This is a genomic window from Pseudomonas sp. GW823-FHT06E10, from assembly GCF_058794995.1.
This window is the reverse complement of the sequence record NZ_JBXAHJ010000004.1, coordinates 175,379-193,095: the sequence shown is the minus strand read 5'-3', so window position 1 is coordinate 193,095 and position 17,717 is coordinate 175,379. Positions and strand designations below refer to the sequence as shown.

The following is a 17,717-nucleotide window of genomic DNA, read 5'->3' as shown; positions in this document are numbered from 1 at the left end:
AGACATTTCCACTCCTTTGCTCAACGAAATCGAGCTTATTTTCCCGTTGTTGTACCCGGAGAAGCGAATCCGGGCGGCACTTTGAGCCACGGGAAACTCTGCAGCGCCATGTCATAACCGGTGGCGTAGAGCTTGCGCATGTACTCGTTGTCGAACTCTTCCTTGTGGGGGAAGTTGAAACTCGCCGGTATGAACCCAAGATTGAAGTCCACACCGTCGCGCTGGGTGGTGGCGTAGATCCGGTAGAGGTCGCCGATGCCCTGGCTGTGGATCAACGAGGCGATCGAGCGCCCAGCGATGCTCATCGTGCTGCGCTCGACCTGCGCCCAGTCCGGATCGAGTCGCGCGTTGCGTATCACGTAGAGTTTACGCTCGCGGGTGACTCCCGCTTTTGCAGCTTCCTCGTTGATACGGATCCCGGCCGGGTAAGCGAATACCTGCGCCATGATGCCGCCGTCGACGTGCATTTCCTGATAGGGTTTACCGTCGACTTCCACATCGATCATCATCGGCGGAAATCCTCCTGGAATAGAGGCGGAAGCGATCATGATTTTCACGAAAAGGTCCAATGCCTCAGGACCACCATAGGTCGCGATTTTTCCCATGTCCCAGATAATGGGGCGACGCGCATCGAGGTCTGCGGTAGCGACCAACAGAAAGCGGCCCTTCGCGTACTCGGCGGCGACCTCCTTGAGCATGTCCTCGGTCACCGATTGGCGCGTCAGCTTCAACAGCGGCGCATTGTCCGACATTGCGTCGCTCAAAACGCCTGAGATAAAGCTGCGCGGTGCAATGACGTCTTTGGGCGATAGAGTGGTATAGACCCGCTTCAGCGTTGCGTCATACTTCGGCCCGAGAAAGGCGAAAGGCGCAATCAGTGCGCCCGTGCTGATTCCGGTAACGAGTTTGAATTCAGGGCGCTTTCCTGTAACCGTCCAGCCATTCAACAACCCCGCGGTGAACGCGCCATTGTCTCCACCGCCCGAAATTGCCAGATATGTCACTGGCGGCATGGGGCCCTTGTGCCCCAGCTTCACGAGGTAAGCCTGTTCCCGCTGCAGCGCTTCTAGCGCAACTCGGTTCAGCTCTGTCATGTCTCCGCCACCGACATAACGCACCCCAGTCATTCCCGGAATCTGCGCTCTCGCCGTCAATTCGGACGGCACCGCGGGTAGGCGAGGCGGCGTCATGGTGCAGCCTTGTAAGCCTTGTATCAGTACAAGCAGCGCGACAACCAGACTGGGGATTTTCATAGTCATGCATCACTCGAAAAGTGTTCGATCCGATTGCCCGTGGCGTCGATTCAACGATCGTCTACAGGTGTCGGCTGCTTCGAAGCGACTGGTTTTTTGACGTCGATCAGTCACTCTCTATGCATTCTGATCGCTTGCGATTGTTGGAACGATAGCATCTCTGAATCGTTCTGCTATGGCGCGACCTCCAGATCAAGCATCCGGCAACCAGGCATGGAACGGCTGTCATCACTGAACTAAGCTTTGCTGTGTTCTTCTGGATGAATGGTCTTGGCCATCTTGGCACGGCTGAACTTAGGGACGGAGCAGTTGGAACAAGTTAGGCGAAAACAACTTGTGGAGCACTGACCATGTTGGGCGCGCGCGATCTGGTAATACACCGTTCAGGTCGTCTTTTTGCACGCTTAGCTCCGATCATCTACACCGTTGCGGCGCTCACGTTTTTCGCTGGCCAGATCTATGCCGCAGTCGAGACAAAGTCGTCCCCTCAGACACCGCAACGCGAGCAACTCACCATCTCGATCGAGATCGCGAAGCCGTGGACCGGTGATCTCGACGGGATGATCGAACGACGGGTCATTCGCGTCTTGTCGGTCTACAGCAAAACTTTCTATTTTGTCGATAGGGGTGTCCAGCGCGGTCTGACTTACGACGCTTTTCGCGTATTCGAGGAGGATCTGAACAAGGAACTGGCCAAGGATAAAAAACTGAAACACAAGGCTCTGAAAGTGCGTGTGGTGTTCATTCCTGTCGCCCGGGATGAACTGCTGCCGGCGTTGATTGCCGGCAAGGGCGATATTGCGGCGTCTAACCTAACTGTGATCGAGGCGCGCAAGAACCTAGTCGATTTTTCCTCGCCTGTTTATCGCAACGTCAGCGAGGTAGTGGTATCCGGTCCCGACTCGCCCGCAGTGGCCAACGTGGACGAGTTAGCGGGACAGGTAGTCTTCGTTCGCAAGTCCTCCAGTTATTACGAGAGCCTGATAGCCCTCAATCAGCGCTTCGTCAGCGAGAACAAACCTGCGGTAATCCTCAAGGAGGCACCGGAAGCTTTGGAGGATGAGGACCTGATAGAGATGCTGAGCGCCGGCATGATTCCTTTGATCGTCGTGGATAAGCACAAGGCGGTTTTCTGGAAGAAGGTCTTCCCGAATATCACGGTGCATGATGAGATCACCTTACGCACCGGCGGCGAAATCGCCTGGGCGATCCGCAAGGGCAGTCCGCAGCTCCAGGCTGCTGTCAATGGTTTCATTGCTCGCCACGGCCAAGGGACTACCACCGGGAACATGCTTCTGACCCGTTATTTGATCAACGAAAAATATGTGAAGGCCTCCACCGCCGAGTCCGAACGCAAGAAATTTATCGCATTGATTCAGTACTTCCAGCGGTACGGGGACAAATACTCTGTGGACTGGTTACTGATGGCAGCCCAGGGATACCAGGAGTCTCAACTGAATCAGGCAGCCAAGAGCAAGGTGGGCGCCATTGGTGTCATGCAGGTCATGCCCGCCACCGGCAAGGAACTTGGCGTCGGCAACATTGCTGAAGTCGAACCAAACATTAATGCCGGGATCAAGTACATGCGTTGGATGATCGACCAGTACTATGGCAAGGAGCCCATGACCAACTTGGACAAGGCCCTGTTCGCCTTCGCTTCCTACAATGCAGGTGCGGGCAGGATTTCCAAACTTCGTAAAGAAGCCGCCCTGCGTGGACTCGATCCGAACGTCTGGTTTCACAACGTTGAGTATGTTGCCGCCGAGAAGATCGGTGCGGAGACGGTTACCTACGTTAGCAATATCTACAAGTACTACATTGCCTACCAATTGATCATGGAAGCTAAGAAGGAGAAAGAGGAGGCTACGCAGAAGCTGAAAGACCAGAGTAAAGAGGCGCGTTGACTTATCAAAGTGCTCCAAAAAAGCGCTCGATACAGGCTTCGAACTGGATATCTGTATCACCCACGTTTCTGTGGACCGCATTGAGCGGCAATAAGAAGCAGATCGCCTGTGTTTTATTCGGCGGAATCGACAGACAGCTTTTGGCCGATTGCTGCCTGTCGTGACCGGTTGAATCCACAACCCAAAGCGGACGTTCGTCAAGGTCTGCTTTCGGCAGCACCCGGAACAGGAAGTTACCGTCGGCCCATTCGCTTCGAGGTCTGTGCCATGGATGTAAGATGATGGTAAGCAAACCTTCCGGCCTTGGGAAATGAGGTGATGTGTCACCGGATGCTTACAGCGGAGGAGTATCGATTGGTACCGAGCGTTTCCAGCGCCAGATTAATAGGCAACGCCCATCCATCTATGGCTGTATAAGATTCACTTATAGTCAGTGCAAGATTCAATATTATTTATTGACCGGCAATGGTGTTCCACTCCCGCTATCACTGAACTCGGGAGGGTATTTCATGTTTCTTGTAGTTGGCCGTAATGATGAAGAGATCAACCAGCATTGGATGAGTTGTGTGGTCCCCAGACCTGTCGGATGGATTTCCACACTCGGTAAAAACGGGGTACCGAATCTCGCGCCTTACAGCTTCTTCAATGCGCTGTCGGAGAACCCGCCGATTGTGGTGTTCGGCTCCAATGGCCGTCATGCACACGGTGCTAAAGACACAGCCAGAAACGTCCTTGAAACCGGAGAATTCGTCTGCAACATGGCCAGCTTTGATCTGCGTGTTCAGGTCCGGACGACCAGTGATGTGGAGCGGCCCGAAATCAATGAGTTTGAACGGGCGGGACTGGAGTTCGAAGCGTCCTCATTGGTGAAGCCTCCACGAGTCAAAGCATCGCCAATACACATTGAGTGCGTGTTGTTAGAAGCCGTCGAGCTTCCATCGGAGCTAGAGGAAAATCTGCTGATCATCGGGCGGGTGGTCGGCGTTCATATCAATGATGCCTGCCTCACTGACGGACGTATCGACCTCTCCAGAATCCGGCCACTCGCCCGGCTCGGTTATGGTCAATTTTCAACCATCGGCAGCATCGTTAAAGGTGTTGCTTGAGGAAATGGGCAAATTCTCGTGCCAGTTGCGAGGGCTCTTCCTGCGTGGGAAGCAACAGTGCAATTTCGTATCTGATCGCTGGCGAGAAGGGCTTGAGAACCAAATTTTTGGTGAAGGGCCGGCTGACCACCGGGTCGACGATCCCGACACCCATGCCAGCGTAAACCAATTCGCATGCCGTCGAGAAGAATTCAGTCTCGGCCACCACGTTCCAGGCTGACCCGTGCGCCGAAAAAGCCATGGCCAACTGTTGGTAGATAGGGTCGCCCTTGAACAGTGAAACGAAGGGTACGCCATCCAGATCCGACGGGGTGATCACCTCCAGTTGAGCGAGGGGATGGCCGAGCGGCACCATGCACTGACATTCATACGAGATCACTTCCATGCTGGAGGTGGGGTAGTCGAGGGGCAACTCGGCAATGGCCAGGTCGAATTGCTGCGTGTTCATTAGCTCACGGACAGACTGAGAGTTTCGGGTAATGATTTTCAGCTCAAGCCCCGGACGCTCTTTCGCGAACCCGGCCATCACCCGTGGCAACAGGTTGATCGAGATACTGGCGTAGGCGGCGATCGCCAGATGGCCTCGTTTTCCCGTTCGGATTTCCTTGGCGACCCGATTGGTTTTTTCCACCGCCTCCAGCGCCCGTTCAGCTTCAACGAAAAACAGCCGTGCTTCCGGCGTAGGTTGCAGCCGACCACCTTTGCGCACGAACAGCTTCAAGCCCGTCTCATGCTCCAGATTGGCGATGGTGCTGCTAATGGCGGGCTGGGAAATACTCAACAGCTCTGCCGCTCGGGTCATCGTGCCGTGGATCATCAAAGTTCTGAAGCACTCGAGCTGCCGGATTCGCATGGGATACCCTATAGATTTAGCTTATACCGAGGCCACTTTATATTATTGGTTTGAAGAGTTGTGCTGTGTTTTCCTTGAATTCAGATACCCGGTACGCCGGCCATCAGCCTGAAAAGAGGAGAACAAAGGCATGAACGCAGTGATGTCGATCCAACCCGGTAAACTGACCCGTCTGCCTGCACGACGGGGCGTAGCGATCCGGTTGAAACAGGGGCAATCCATCAAACTCATAAACACCCATGGCAAGCAGGTTGTGGACACTTGGGCCTTTAACCCGGCAGACCTCGCCGAAGCCATGTCGATGGAGCACAGCCGTGCGTTCTGGTTGAAGCTTAACCCAAGCGAGGGTGACAGCTTCCTCACCAACAAACGACAGAAAATCCTCACGCTCACCGAGGACACCACTCCCGGTGTGCACGACACGCTGGTCGCCGCGTGTGACCCGACCCGTTACGTGCAACTGGGGGTTGTCGGCCATCACGACAGTTGCAATGAAAACCTTTTTCTAGCCTTGGAAAACCTCGGCCTCAAGGTCCACGAAACACCTAGCCCCTTGAATCTCTTTATGAACGTTCCGGTTCATCAGGACGGATGCATCGAATTCGCCGCGCCAGTTAGTGAACCTGGGCAGTACGTCTGCCTTAAAGCTGAAATGGACGCTATTGTGGTCCTCTCTGCCTGTCCTCAGGACATTACGGCGGTTAATGGCATGCAGCCACAGGATGTTCACTACAGCGTCAACTGATCTCAAAAAAACATGCTGGCGGGCGATGTCTGCCGGCGGGACACTGAACCCGTTGCCAGCACACAGTCAGGTGTCCGGAGAAAACCATGCGCAAAATCCCCCCACTCAATTCTGTGCGAGTGTTTGAGGCGGTAGCACGTCACCAGAGTTTTTCCGCGGCTGCCAATGAGCTTTCTGTCACGGTCGCGGCGGTAAGCCATCAGGTCCGACAACTGGAAGACGGGCTGGGGCAAAAGCTTCTGGAAAGGGGCCGTACGGTCACCCTCACGTCCGCCGGAAAAGCGATCTACCCGCTGTTACGAGACGGTTTTGACCAAATTGCCCAAGCGTTTGCCTTGATCGGTTCGCCAAAGGAGGGGGATGCCATTCAGTTGTCCACCACGCGCGCGTTCGCGGAGCGATGGTTGATGCCGCGACTGGCGAAGTTCAACTCGATCTACCCCAACATCGTAGTGTCCATCCATGCCTCGGAGAAAGTCGTGGACCTGCGTTCCGAGACTGTCGATCTGGCGATTCGTTATGGCCCATTCGATGCCCATGCGAAGGGGCCGGTGTTGTTCGAGGATCGATACATCGCGGTCGCGGACAAAAGTATCTGTCCGGCCAACCGTACTGCAACGATCAACGACTTTCATAATCGCTCGCTGCTGGCGTTCAAATGGAAGAATCAATCGCTCGAAGCGCCCTCGTGGTCAGCTTGGCTGGCTCAGGTGGAGCACGATTCATCGTGGGAATTTCGTATCTCCTGGTACAGCGAGGAAACCCTAGCGCTACATGCGGTTGAGCGCGGGATTGGGCCGCTGTTGTGCAGCAATGTATTGATCGACCATGAGCTTCGTTCTGGACAGATGCATCGAGTGCAAGGTCCGAGTTTGCCTGGTTTCACCTACCACCTTATAGAAGACCACCACTGCAGTGCGCGCCGCAGCCTTTCGTTGTTCAGAGACTGGCTCCTGAGCGAAGCCAAATCATTCAGGGAAAATGCCCTGAATGATCTGGCAGGACAACCGTTGGCTGTCACTTCCTGAGTTAGCGCCATGGCGTGACTGATAGGCATTAGTCACAAAGGCGCGTTTCTATAGCCAGGCACGCACTGAGCAGTTGATCGTCGCGGCCTTGGGTCGTCGAGAATAAAGTCGACGTTGCAAGGCCAATGCTGTCCTTGCCGGACGGGATTGCCACACCCGGCATATCCAGCAGGCTGCCAATCATGGTGAGTGACAAGGTCTCGAGATTGACGCTCGCAAACAGTTCGTCGTCATTCGAAAGTGGCGCCATCGGCGGGGCGACGTGCTTGACCGTCGGCATGACCAGAATAGCGCCATCGAGCTCACGCTCCATGGCCGCCATCAGCTCCGTGCGCAGATGGCGGATCCTGGCTTCACTCGCTGGATCGACCTCCTTGGCCGCGCGCAGACGATGGCGCACGCGCCTGTCCATCTGATGCCCCTGCGGACCTTCGACTATCGCTCCCAGCAGGCGCCAGGCTTCTATCGCACCCAGCCAGCCCTCGCGGACAATGAGTTCTCTGGTGCGGGCAACCGCGAGAACCGGCCGACGCTCAACCTGTGCACCGGCTGCACGAAGCCGCTCCATCATCGAAACAAGGTTGTGCTGGACCACTGGCTGTAACGCCGGGTCAGACATCACACCGTCGTCGACCACAAAGCGAAGGCTTGAAAGGTTGACAGCCTCGATGGCCACGTTTTTGAAACCTCGCATCGCCGCATCCAGTGCAACGCAATCCGCCACGGTATGGGCGAAAGGGCCTAGGCTATCCAGCGTAATGGCGAGTGGGTGAAGGCCTTTCATGCTGTAACGACTCGTAGAAGCCTTGTACCCGACCAATCCATTGAACGCCGCTGGAATGCGGATCGAACCGGCAGTGTCGGTTCCGATGGCGCAGGTGACGATACCTCGTTGAACAGCGATGGCCGAGCCCGAAGAAGACCCGCCAGGAACGCGGCTCTCGCTGACCGCGACATCGCAGGTCGGTGTTCCGAAATGCGGATTCAGGCCAAGCCCGGAGTAAGCAAATTCCGTGAGGTTGGTTTTACCCAGCGGGATCATACCGAGTGCGGCGAGGGCTGCGATCACCTCCGCATCCTCGACCGCCATCGGAGCGTCGATCCGGGTGATGGAGCCGGCGGTTGTTCGACTACCGACGACATCCAGCAGATCCTTGACCGCATAGGGAATCCCGTCAAAAGGGCTCAAGGGAGCCCCTTGACGCCAACGCCTGGTCGACGCTTCCGCATCATTGAAAGCGCGCTGTTCAAGCACATCAATGAACACGTACGCCGAGTTTTTGATCGCCGCCAAGGCCGACTCGATCAACTTATCGGGTGTCGTCAGGCCTTGTCTCAATCGTTCAGCGGTTTGCATCATCGTGATCATGGTTTCTCCCATTTTGACGGCGGTACCTGGCAATCAGGCCGGCAAAAGCTGACGTTGGCGATCTTCAACCAACTGCCTGACCAGCACCGGAATTGCATCGAACGCATCGGCGATGGAGGCTTCGTGGCGGGCGTCGCCAAATTCCTGAAAGTCGATGGAGATGACGTGGGTTTCGTTCACGCCCAGGTAGTGAGCACAGGTCTGGATGTGAGTGTCGAGGTGGTTCATCGCTTCGCGCACACCTCCCGGGCCAAATCCGAATTCACCCCGGGAAGATAAAATGACCAGCTTCTTGCCGTTCATGATCGGCTCCAGTGGGTAGTCGCCGCGGTCAAGATCAAAGGTGAAGGTCTTGCCAATGCGAATGACTTTGTCGAACCAGGACTTGAGGGCTGCCGGCATTCCGTAGTTGTACATCGGCGTACCCATGATGATGACGTCGGCGCGATCGATCTCATCGATCAACTCATCCGAGAGGCGGATCTCTTCGCGTTTTTCCGGCGTCATGTGCTCTTCGGGAGTAAAAACTGCGGCAATCCATGCCTCCGTCACGAACGGTGGAGGGTTGTGCCCAACGTCACGGACAATGACTTGCGTCTTGTCATCGCGATCAACCCAAGCCTCGACAAATGCCTGGGACAGTTTGCGGCTCAGGGAACGATCGGATCGTGCGCTAGCATCGATATGAAGAAGGGTGGTCATGTGAAACTTCCTTTGAACCTGAGGCGGAATTACCTCAATGGCTGCAACAAGTTGGCCACGACCATCGAGGGTGAGGCTATTGACATTAATTTTAGGTGCGTTAAATAAAACTCAATAAGCGAGTTTTATTTGTGGGCGTGGGTGTAAACTTCGATTTTTAAAAGGAGGATGGACTGACTGTTCGCGGGGGCAATTGAGTAAAACTTAATGCGGTAATTTTGCTAAAGGGTCTTTTAGTTATTATCAATTACGTAAAAGAACAGACCTCGCTTTAATGGCTCGGGGCGATTCACGTGGTCGCCGGTCAGCGAGGAAAATAATAATGTCAACCCGTCGCAATTCTGAAAAAAGCGTAATCAACGAGGCCAATTATGATGCGCTGGGCATTGAGCCCGTGCCCGATAGCCATCGCACTTCAACGCCGCTGGACCAGTTCTGGATCTGGGCCGGGGCTAATGTCGCGCCTATCAACTGGGTGCTCGGTGCAATCGGTATCCAGCTGGGTTTGAGCCTGTGGGAAACCCTGCTGGTGATTGTCGTCGGCAACCTGTTGGGCGCGGCTCTGTTCGGCGGCATCTGCATCATGGGACACCGCACGGGCGTACCGCAAATGGTGCTTTCCCGGTTGGCGTTTGGCCGGCGCGGTGCCTACCTCCCCACCATCATGCAAGTGCTGATGCCTATGGGCTGGGTGGCCACCAACACCTGGATCGTTCTTGATCTTGCAGTGGCAGCCCTGGAAAAAATCGGTATCAGCGGTGGCATGGAACTCAAGTACGGGATCGCTTTGGCGGTCATGATTCTTCAGGTCGGCATTGCGGCATGGGGCTTTAACGCCATCAAGTGCTTCGAGCGCTACACCATGCCGGTGATTCTGTTGATCATGGTAGTAATGACCGTGCTGGCCTTCACCCATGTGGATATCCAGTGGCAGGCATCCACCACCGAGGGCTTCGGCAAGCTGTCGGCCATGAGTAGCCTGATGACGGCGATCGGGATCGGTTGGGGCATTTCATGGCTGGTATACGCCTCTGATTACACCCGCTTCACCCAGAGCAAACTGTCTGACGGCCAGGTGTTTCGGTCGACGTTCCTGGGCATGTTCCTGCCCACTGTATGGCTGGCCTTTCTGGGCGCTACCATTGCTTCCGCGGGCGGAGGTTCGGATCCTGCACAATTGATCATCGCGGTGTTCGGCACAATGGCGCTGCCGGTTCTGCTTGTGCTGTTGCATGGCCCGGTAGCCACCAACATCGTGGTCATTTATTCCGCAGCGCTGGCGACGTTGTCTCTGGATCTGCGTGTTCCACGCTGGGCGGTTTCGATGGTCTCGGGCGTGGTTGCGCTGTTCATGCTCTACCTGTTTCTGCAATCGGGCGAGTTTGTACATGCCTTTGAAAACCTGATGGTGTTCTTCGTGGTGTGGATCAGTCCTTGGGCTGGTATCACGCTGGTTGATTTTTTCCTGATTCGCCGTGGTCAGGTCGATTTGAAATCGCTGTATTGCCACCACTCCCAAAGTGCATGCGCTGATGTGAACTGGAGAGGCATATTTGCACTTGCAGTGGGAATACTTGCAGCCTGGTTATTTCAGGTCGGGACAATTAAATCACTGCAAGGCCCGCTCGCAATGGCATTGGGCGGAATTGATTTGTCCTGGCTGGCAGGGTTTGGTGTGGGAGGGGGGATCTACTATTTATTGCATCGTTCACGGCGTACGGAAGTTGTCAGCTCTTCGGTGCTGGCTAAGTAAACTCAGTGTGTTCAATCATTAAACGATTAAAAAGGAAACTGCGTATGTCCCATCTTGAACAAACTAATGTGCTGAAAGCATTGAATGCTGGAACCGAGGTCGATGCATTCCTGGGTAATGTTGTGGAGATTGCGATCGTTACGCGTGATCACAAGCGCACAATGGATGGCTTGCTCAAGCTGGGGATCGGCCCGTGGCGGGTGTATACCTTCAGCCCGGAAAACACTGAAAACCAGACTTACCATGGCGAACCGGCCGAGTTTGTTCTTAAAGTCTGCTTCGCACAGTCCGGCAACATGGTCTGGGAGTTGATGGAGCCGGTCTCCGGTCCGACCATCTTTGCCGACTTCCTGGAGAAACATGGCGAAGGCATCCAGCACGTTGCCTACGACTGCAACAACATTCCGTTTGAGGATCGCATTACGGAGCTGACGCGACGCGGCTTCAAATGCGTGCAGTCCGGGTCATGGATGGGAGTGAATCATTTCGCGTTCTTCGGCACCGAGGCCGATACCACCACCGTATTTGAAACCTATGCATTTCCTTCGGACTGGGACTACCCGGAGCCCGAAGCGTGGTACCCGGCGCAAGCGTAAGACAACGCGCAAACGTCTTGGCGCCGATCTGGTGCCGGGGCGTTCGCTATGACCAATCGAAATGGGAGTGCAGCCATGAACAACGTAAGGATGGATAACATCAGTTGGGTCGACTATGAGCACCGCGTGCAATCGGGCTCGGTGGTCTTCCTGCCTATCGGTGCGACCGAACAGCACGGGCCTCATTTGCCTTTGGGCACCGATGCTTTGCTGGCCAGTGCGATCAGTGAAGATGTCGCCAGGGAAATCGACGGCATCGTCGCCCCAGCGCTTTCCTACGGCTATAAATCTCAGCCGAAATGTGGAGGAGGGCAGCACTTCTGCGGAACAACCAGCGTGGATGGGGCCACGCTGATCGCCATGGTAAGGGATGCCGTACGCGAGTTTCATCGTCATGGCGTGACGCGCCTGGTGCTGGTGATCGGTCATTACGAAAACCAGTGGTTTGTCACTGAGGGTATTGAACTGGCCATGCGCGATATCGGTCCGAATGCCGGACTGGAGGTCATGCGCCTCGAACACTGGGAGTTCGTGAAATCACAGACGCTCGACAGAATCTTTCCGGACGGTTTTCCGGGGATTGCGCTGGAACATGCAGCGGTCATCGAAACATCGATGATGCTGCATTACTACCCGCAGTTGGTATTCCTTGACCAAATTCCTGATCACGGACCGGCGCAGTTCCCGGTTTACGACATGTACCCCGCGCGGACTGAATGGGTGCCAGCCAGTGGGGTACTGTCGTCTGCGCTGGACTCAAGCGCGGACAAAGGACGGTGGCTGGTGGATGATGTGATCAGTGGAATCGCCAAGGCGGTACGATTCGAGTTCGGGCTTGATTCGATTCAGGGCCAGGCGACTTTCAATGTCGCGACACCTTGATGCAATCGAGAAATCAACTGACGGGTACGGCCTTGCAATTGATTGTTCAAGAGCCAGGTTTTTGGAAAGGCTCCAGCGCGACTGGTCGCGAGAGTCGGCCTTTTCTGGCTTATGGACGGCTTGGAATACTTCCACGGTTTCAACGCCGATAAGGCCACGCAGGCAGGACCAAGGAACCTCAAATAGCTGATAAGTGATGAAGGTGCTCGCGAATGCAGCCGCTATTCGGCAACGTCTGCAAATACAGCCTCGATGTTTTCTAGGGAGGTTGAGTTTTGACGAGCAAGCGGGATGTAACGGGTGACACACCAGGACAAGTATTGCTTCAGCAATCGTAGGTACTGGTCACGAGTACGCGGATCGATCTGCGGAAAAGGTGCCGTCGCAGCTGTGCCGATTCGGGCGATCAGATTATCGGCGTGACGGCCGCTTTGGAGCCAGATGGCGTAACCATTCAGCAAAGCCAAAATCGCCTCAAAGTGGCAGGCCAAGATGGCCTCATCGATATCCAGATCTCTGGTATTGGCATAGGTATAGAAAGCCTGGATCGCGCGCAGATGTGCCGCCGCAGTGTTGTAAGCGCGGTATCTGAGCTTGAGTTGAACGTAGATGAACGGGACAAGCATGGGCAATGGCGCCGCATCTCCGGTCTGCACGAGCAGCGGTACACGCTGACCGGAAGAGTAACGGCACTGAATCAGCTTCATCGGCAGCCACCTCATTCAATGTCTCACCATGAACACGAAGTACATGGCCCGTTGAGAGCGTGGACGTCAGAAGCAGGTTTGTCGAATCAGTGGCTTAGGCAGCTCATGAACATCTATGACATGACCTGTCATTTAACATAATATACATTACACGTAATACGATATGGCCAGATTGGCCCAGACTCACACAGATCTTGAAGCAAGGAACCACCTCATCCTCGCGTCAGCCTTTCGATCAACGCCCAATGCTCAGGAAACTGCTGACCGAGCTTTTGCCGGTCACCCATTTCCATATCTGCGAAATCAAAGCCTGGCGTAACCGCTTCGCTGATCAAGCCGAATCCTGCTGCGCCGTGCATCACCTGCGAAGCTTTCCAGATGCCACCGGGCACATGCAGTTGCAAGCATTGTCCGGCGAGAACGTCGTGACCCATCACAATGGTTTTCAATGTGCCGTCCGGAAAAATCAGCGTGTACTGAATCGGATCGCCCAGATGATAGTAATGAACGATGTCTGACCGGTTCAGATGGAAATGACCTATTGGAGCGTCCTGGGTCAGCAGATAGAAAATCGACGTCATGCAATGCCGTTGGCCAGCGGACGTCAGAATCGTGTTCTGGTCGTCCGACTGGTAGGTTCTGCGAAAGAAACCACCTTCGATATGGGGCTCAAGGGCCAGGGTTTTGATCAGCTTTGCAATTTCCGTGGTGCTTTGATTCATTTTGTCTCCCTGCCTTTAAATCGCAACTTTATTGGCATAATCGAAGCATTTGCCAACATAACTCGACTAAATAGTGCTTTAGTCGAGTTAGTCTTCATAACTGATCCTGTCCCCCTCCAGTGTCTGACCTGTTGTGTATCACAGTGTATCGGCGTGACACCTCGATACACAGACTTTCATCCGGACTGCAATTGGACACAGGCCAGATACGTTGTCGCGCTTGAATGCTCGTAAGGTTTGAAGGGGTTCGGACGGAACCCCTGACCCACGGCTGGTAATGGAGACATCCCATGAAGATGGCACTGCGCAACTGCAAATCCGGCAAGACTCGCCGCCACCTGGTCGGTCCTTCGATTCTCGCGCTGACGCTGTTCGGTGTGCTCGGTGCGGCCCACGCGCAAACGGCCGCCACCGCGCAGCCAGCCGTGGCCCCTGCCGGTACCACCCAGGCGGCGCCCTCGCCCTTCGGCCCGCTCAAGCATGTCAACGCCGGGCTGCTGGACGTGGCGTACGCAGAAACAGGCCCGGCCAACGGGCCGGTAGTGATCCTGCTGCACGGCTGGCCGTACGACATTCATAGCTATGATGAGGTTGCGCCGTTGCTGGCCGCCAAGGGTTATCGGGTGCTGATGCCCTATGCCCGGGGTTATGGCGATACGCATTTCCTGTCCGACAAAACCCTGCGCAATGGCCAACCGGCTGCACTGGCCAGTGATGTCATCGACTTCATGGATGCCCTGAAGATCAAGCAAGCGGTGCTCGGTGGCTACGACTGGGGTGCGCGTTCGGCCGGCATTGTCTCGGCACTGTGGCCGGAACGGGTCAAGGCGCTGGTTTCGGTCAGCGGTTATCTGATCGGCAACCAGGCGGCCGGCAAGAACCCGCTGCCGCCCAAGGCGGAATTGCAGTGGTGGTATCAGTTCTACTTCGCCACTGACCGTGGTCGCGCCGGTTACGAGAAGAACACCCATGACTTCGCCAAGCTGATCTGGCAACTGGCCTCGCCGAAATGGGCGTTCGATGACGCCACCTTCGACCGCAGTGCCAAGGCGCTGGACAACCCCGACCATGTCGACATCACTGTGTTCAACTACCGCTGGCGCCTGGGCCTGGTCCAGGGCGAAAGTCGGTACGAAGCGTTGGAGCAGAAACTGGCCACGGCGCCGTCCATCAGCGTGCCGACCATCACCCTTGAAGGCGATGCCAACGGCGCACCGCACCCGGCGCCTGAAGACTATGCCAAGCGCTTCACCGGCAAATACGAGTTCCGGTTGATCAATGGTGGCATCGGCCACAATCTGCCGCAGGAAGATCCGCAGGCGTTCGCCAAGGCGGTGATTGATGCCGATCATCTTTGAGGTCGATCTGAGGCCCTCGCGCCTGCGCTGAACAGCACTGGGGTAAAGGATGAGCTATCTTGAGAGCGAATCACCTGCATTCGGTGACTGCCGACAAGTAAGGACGCTTCATGAATCGTTTACCCCGGTGTCATGCCCTCCTCGCCTTGACTTTCGCCAGTACGGTCACAACCGCAGCCCTGTTGAGTACGCCGGGTTACGCAGCGCAAGCCACTGTTGCCGCACCGGTCGCCAGCCCTGTCTCAGGCCCTGTCGCCGGCACCAAAGTAACCGAACCGTATGTGCGCATGATGGCGCGCGAGGCGTATTTCTGGGCCTGGCCGATGGCCAACATCTTCAATCGTCGCCAGGCCTTCAAGAACTTGCCGGAACCCGGCTTGATGGGCGGCATCGTACCCGTGGCCCCGATCAATCGGCTGTCGATGCTCAGCGACTACATCGACCCGGCCGAGCGGCTGGTGGCCTGTCCGAACCAGGACGTGGTGTACGGCGCCGGCAGCATCGCCCTGGACATTGAGCCGGTGGTGCTGCAAGTGCCGGACTTCGACGGCCGATTCTGGGTGTATCAGGTGGTGGACCTGCGTTCGGACAGCTTCGCCGAAATGGGCAAAATGTATAACACCCAACCGGGCTTCTACCTGTTGGTCGGCCCGGACTGGAACGGCAAGGTGCCGCCCGGCATCAAGCGGGTGTACCGGGCGCGCACGAACACCGGGTTCGTGATCCCACGGGTATTCCAGGACGACACCGCCGCCGATCGTCAGGCCTTGCAGCCGGCTTTGTCGGGCATCGACATGTACCCGCTGTCGCAATACGACGGCAAAATGAAGAAGCGCAACTGGGCCAGGCTGCCGAAATTCCCGGCCCAGGCTTCTGAAGGCAATGCCGAAACCAGGTGGGTGGTGCCGGAGAAGTTCTTCGATGAACTGCCGGCCCTGCTCAAGGACGCCAAGCCATTGCCGGGGGAAGAAGCCCGCTACGCGCAAATGGCCGCCCTCGCGGCCATCGCCAAGGCCGACCCGCAACTTCGCGCTGCGATGATCGACGAGGCGAAAAAGGCCGACAGCGAAGTGATCGACCCGCTGTTGCAGTTCCGCAACTACGGTCTGCAATTGCCCAATCACTGGAGCACCGTGAGCAACGGTGCAGCGTTCGGCACCGACTACTTCACCCGTACCGCCGTCGCGCGTTCGAACATATTCGTGAACCAGCAGAAAGAGACCAAATACTTCTACCAGGACCTGGATGAGAACGGCCTGCGCCTCAACGGCCGGTACGGCTACAGCATCACATTCGCCAAAGGCAAGCTGCCGCCAGTCAGGGGGTTCTGGTCGCTGACGCTGTACAACGAACAGCACTTCTTCTCGCCGAACGAGCTCAAGCGTTACTCCATCGGCACCAAGAACAAATCCCTGCAAACCAATCCTGACGGCTCGCTGACCATTTACGTGCAAAGTGAATCACCGGGCAAGGACAAGGAAAGCAACTGGCTGCCCTCGCCCAAAGGTGCCGAATTCTCGCTGTACATCCGCGCCTACTGGCCGCAAGCCGATGTCCTCGACGGCGACTGGACCCCACCGGCGGTGGTGAAAACCAAATGAACAGGATCTGAAAAAATGAGCGCCCGGGTGGCGCTCATTTCATTTTGGCGACATGGAAACTCCAGGGCCCAGTGCGAGCTTGCTCGCGATGGTGGAGTGTCAGCCGGCATCAATGCTGGATGTGCCGGCCTTATCGCGAGCAAGCTCGCTCCCACAGGAGACACGACGGCTGGCTTCGCGCTCCGCCGGTTTACGCCAAGACACAACTTTTGCTACGAGTAATGGATTTCACTCAAGTCGATCGACACCAGCAACGCCTCCATGTTGACCTGCCCATCGATCTTGCGTCGATAGGCTCGCCGCTTGCCCGGCATGCGCAATCCGTCGGCTTCGACGTAGTCACCAACCAGTTGCGTAGCGGGCATGCCGCCGCTCACATCGACGCTGTAGTCGTGGCGGCGCAGCAGAAAGTCATCGCCGAAATAGAAGTCCTGGATGGTGCTGTGGGTTGCGATGCTGTCGGGAAAGTGCACCCGCAAATGCCGCCAGAGTTCGGCCCCCTCTTGCAGGGGCTCGATTTCCTCGCAGGTTACGCCCGGCAAGGTGAACAGGAAGGGCATGGTCAGGTAGGACCACATCGCATAGCCGTTGAAGTAGGCCCGGTGCAACGGGTCCCACGCCGTGTGTTCCCCATGGCCCTTGAAGGATGCCCGGGGCGCATGGCGCTCGGCAATCACCTTGCCCGCGGTATTCTCGATGGCGATTCGGTTCGGCGTATAGGCCGTGAATTGCTCCGGTGCACCGAAGGGTTTCACCGAGGCTCTTTGTTCATGCAGCCACGCGGTCATCTGGCGTGGAGCGCTGTCCTGGGTCAACCCTTTCATGCCCCAGAGCGAGCCGCCGGTGACGATCGTGGCGCAGACCTTATTGAAACTGTTCCAGCGCACCAGGCCGCCATGGGCGGCAAGCACCTGGTCCAGCAGTTCTCGATCCTGTGCAGACATGATTGCGTCCCCTCCTCGGCCGGCAGCGCTGGCCTCATTACCAGAATAATCGATAGCCGGCCGCTTGCAGGACCGTGCCGATGGACAGCCCTATTGGGGTTCTAGCCACTTTGCGCACCAGGCATCAAAGACAGCACACCGATTCAATATTCCCGACCCGATCTACGTAACCATGACCACCTCACGCCCCCCGT

At 56.3% G+C, this 17,717-nt stretch carries 17 protein-coding genes; 9 read left to right on the top strand and 8 right to left on the bottom strand.

Features of this window, described 5'->3' with window-relative positions; genetic code table 11:
- Nucleotides 1-35 precede the first annotated feature (35 nt).
- Nucleotides 36-1,259 (bottom strand): patatin-like phospholipase family protein, encoded by a 1,224-nt coding sequence (locus AC1Q6Y_RS08695; protein ID WP_492624395.1) that lies wholly within the window; start codon nt 1,257-1,259, stop codon nt 36-38.
- 344 nt (nt 1,260-1,603) lie between these two features.
- Between AC1Q6Y_RS08695 and AC1Q6Y_RS08690 the strand changes: the two genes are divergently transcribed.
- Complete coding sequence (locus tag AC1Q6Y_RS08690) at nt 1,604-3,157, top strand: MltF family protein (protein ID WP_489338440.1); 1,554 nt, start codon at nt 1,604-1,606, stop codon at nt 3,155-3,157.
- Nucleotides 3,158-3,161: 4 nt separating this feature from the next.
- Here AC1Q6Y_RS08690 and AC1Q6Y_RS08685 read toward each other — a convergent pair whose 3' ends face one another.
- Nucleotides 3,162-3,449 carry a hypothetical protein gene (locus AC1Q6Y_RS08685; protein ID WP_131726867.1) on the bottom strand — a complete coding sequence of 96 codons (288 nt, stop codon included), beginning with the start codon at nt 3,447-3,449 and terminating at the stop codon, nt 3,162-3,164.
- A 217-nt stretch (nt 3,450-3,666) separates the two neighbouring features.
- Between AC1Q6Y_RS08685 and AC1Q6Y_RS08680 the strand changes: the two genes are divergently transcribed.
- Complete coding sequence (locus AC1Q6Y_RS08680) at nt 3,667-4,263, top strand: flavin reductase family protein (RefSeq protein ID WP_340311910.1); 597 nt, start codon at nt 3,667-3,669, stop codon at nt 4,261-4,263.
- Here AC1Q6Y_RS08680 and AC1Q6Y_RS08675 read toward each other — a convergent pair.
- Entirely contained in the window at nt 4,247-5,116 is an 870-nt protein-coding gene (locus AC1Q6Y_RS08675; protein WP_090455221.1) for a LysR substrate-binding domain-containing protein, read from the bottom strand. The genes AC1Q6Y_RS08680 and AC1Q6Y_RS08675 overlap by 17 nt on opposite strands.
- A gap of 130 nt (nt 5,117-5,246) precedes the next feature.
- Here AC1Q6Y_RS08675 and AC1Q6Y_RS08670 point away from each other — a divergent pair, with 130 nt between their 5' ends.
- Together AC1Q6Y_RS08670 and AC1Q6Y_RS08665 are read left to right on the top strand one after the other, a co-directional pair.
- Nucleotides 5,247-5,861 carry a DUF1989 domain-containing protein gene (locus AC1Q6Y_RS08670; RefSeq protein ID WP_079246752.1) on the top strand — a complete coding sequence of 205 codons (615 nt, stop codon included), beginning with the start codon at nt 5,247-5,249 and terminating at the stop codon, nt 5,859-5,861.
- Between the two features lie 86 nt (nt 5,862-5,947).
- Nucleotides 5,948-6,889 carry a LysR family transcriptional regulator gene (locus tag AC1Q6Y_RS08665; RefSeq protein ID WP_492624394.1) on the top strand — a complete coding sequence of 314 codons (942 nt, stop codon included), beginning with the start codon at nt 5,948-5,950 and terminating at the stop codon, nt 6,887-6,889.
- A gap of 28 nt (nt 6,890-6,917) precedes the next feature.
- Here the strand turns inward: AC1Q6Y_RS08665 and AC1Q6Y_RS08660 are convergent, their stop codons facing one another.
- Nucleotides 6,918-8,258: an amidase family protein gene (locus AC1Q6Y_RS08660; protein ID WP_057716602.1), complete on the bottom strand. Its 1,341-nt coding sequence runs from the start codon at nt 8,256-8,258 to the stop codon at nt 6,918-6,920.
- Between the two features lie 33 nt (nt 8,259-8,291).
- Nucleotides 8,292-8,960 carry an FMN-dependent NADH-azoreductase gene (locus AC1Q6Y_RS08655; RefSeq protein WP_492624393.1) on the bottom strand — a complete coding sequence of 223 codons (669 nt, stop codon included), beginning with the start codon at nt 8,958-8,960 and terminating at the stop codon, nt 8,292-8,294.
- Between the two features lie 322 nt (nt 8,961-9,282).
- Here AC1Q6Y_RS08655 and AC1Q6Y_RS08650 point away from each other — a divergent pair, with 322 nt between their 5' ends.
- The 3 genes from AC1Q6Y_RS08650 to AC1Q6Y_RS08640 all read left to right on the top strand — a co-directional run bounded on the left by AC1Q6Y_RS08650 (nt 9,283) and on the right by AC1Q6Y_RS08640 (nt 12,191).
- Entirely contained in the window at nt 9,283-10,713 is a 1,431-nt protein-coding gene (locus AC1Q6Y_RS08650; RefSeq protein ID WP_057714837.1) for a purine-cytosine permease family protein, read from the top strand.
- Nucleotides 10,714-10,757: 44 nt separating this feature from the next.
- The gene (locus AC1Q6Y_RS08645; protein ID WP_057714836.1) at nt 10,758-11,309 is read left to right on the top strand and encodes a VOC family protein; all 552 of its coding nucleotides are present in this window, start codon (nt 10,758-10,760) and stop codon (nt 11,307-11,309) included.
- 75 nt (nt 11,310-11,384) lie between these two features.
- Nucleotides 11,385-12,191, top strand: coding sequence for a creatininase (locus AC1Q6Y_RS08640; RefSeq protein WP_090455228.1), 807 nt, complete (start codon nt 11,385-11,387; stop codon nt 12,189-12,191).
- A gap of 221 nt (nt 12,192-12,412) precedes the next feature.
- Here AC1Q6Y_RS08640 and AC1Q6Y_RS08635 read toward each other — a convergent pair whose 3' ends face one another.
- Together AC1Q6Y_RS08635 and AC1Q6Y_RS08630 are read right to left on the bottom strand one after the other, a co-directional pair.
- Nucleotides 12,413-12,898 (bottom strand): hypothetical protein, encoded by a 486-nt coding sequence (locus tag AC1Q6Y_RS08635; RefSeq protein ID WP_492624392.1) that lies wholly within the window; start codon nt 12,896-12,898, stop codon nt 12,413-12,415.
- Nucleotides 12,899-13,110: 212 nt separating this feature from the next.
- Entirely contained in the window at nt 13,111-13,620 is a 510-nt protein-coding gene (locus tag AC1Q6Y_RS08630) for a cupin domain-containing protein (protein ID WP_492624391.1), read from the bottom strand.
- 290 nt (nt 13,621-13,910) lie between these two features.
- Between AC1Q6Y_RS08630 and AC1Q6Y_RS08625 the strand changes: the two genes are divergently transcribed.
- Nucleotides 13,911-14,978: an alpha/beta fold hydrolase gene (locus AC1Q6Y_RS08625; protein ID WP_492624390.1), complete on the top strand. Its 1,068-nt coding sequence runs from the start codon at nt 13,911-13,913 to the stop codon at nt 14,976-14,978.
- Nucleotides 14,979-15,088: 110 nt separating this feature from the next.
- On the top strand, nt 15,089-16,579 hold the full coding sequence (locus AC1Q6Y_RS08620) for a DUF1254 domain-containing protein (protein ID WP_492624389.1): 1,491 nt from the start codon (nt 15,089-15,091) through the stop codon (nt 16,577-16,579).
- Between the two features lie 212 nt (nt 16,580-16,791).
- On the opposite strand, the gene AC1Q6Y_RS08615 is transcribed toward AC1Q6Y_RS08620, so the two are convergent.
- Nucleotides 16,792-17,523, bottom strand: a complete 732-nt coding sequence (locus tag AC1Q6Y_RS08615) for a hypothetical protein (protein ID WP_057714817.1) — start codon at nt 17,521-17,523, stop codon at nt 16,792-16,794.
- Between the last annotated feature and the right edge of the window lie 194 nt (nt 17,524-17,717).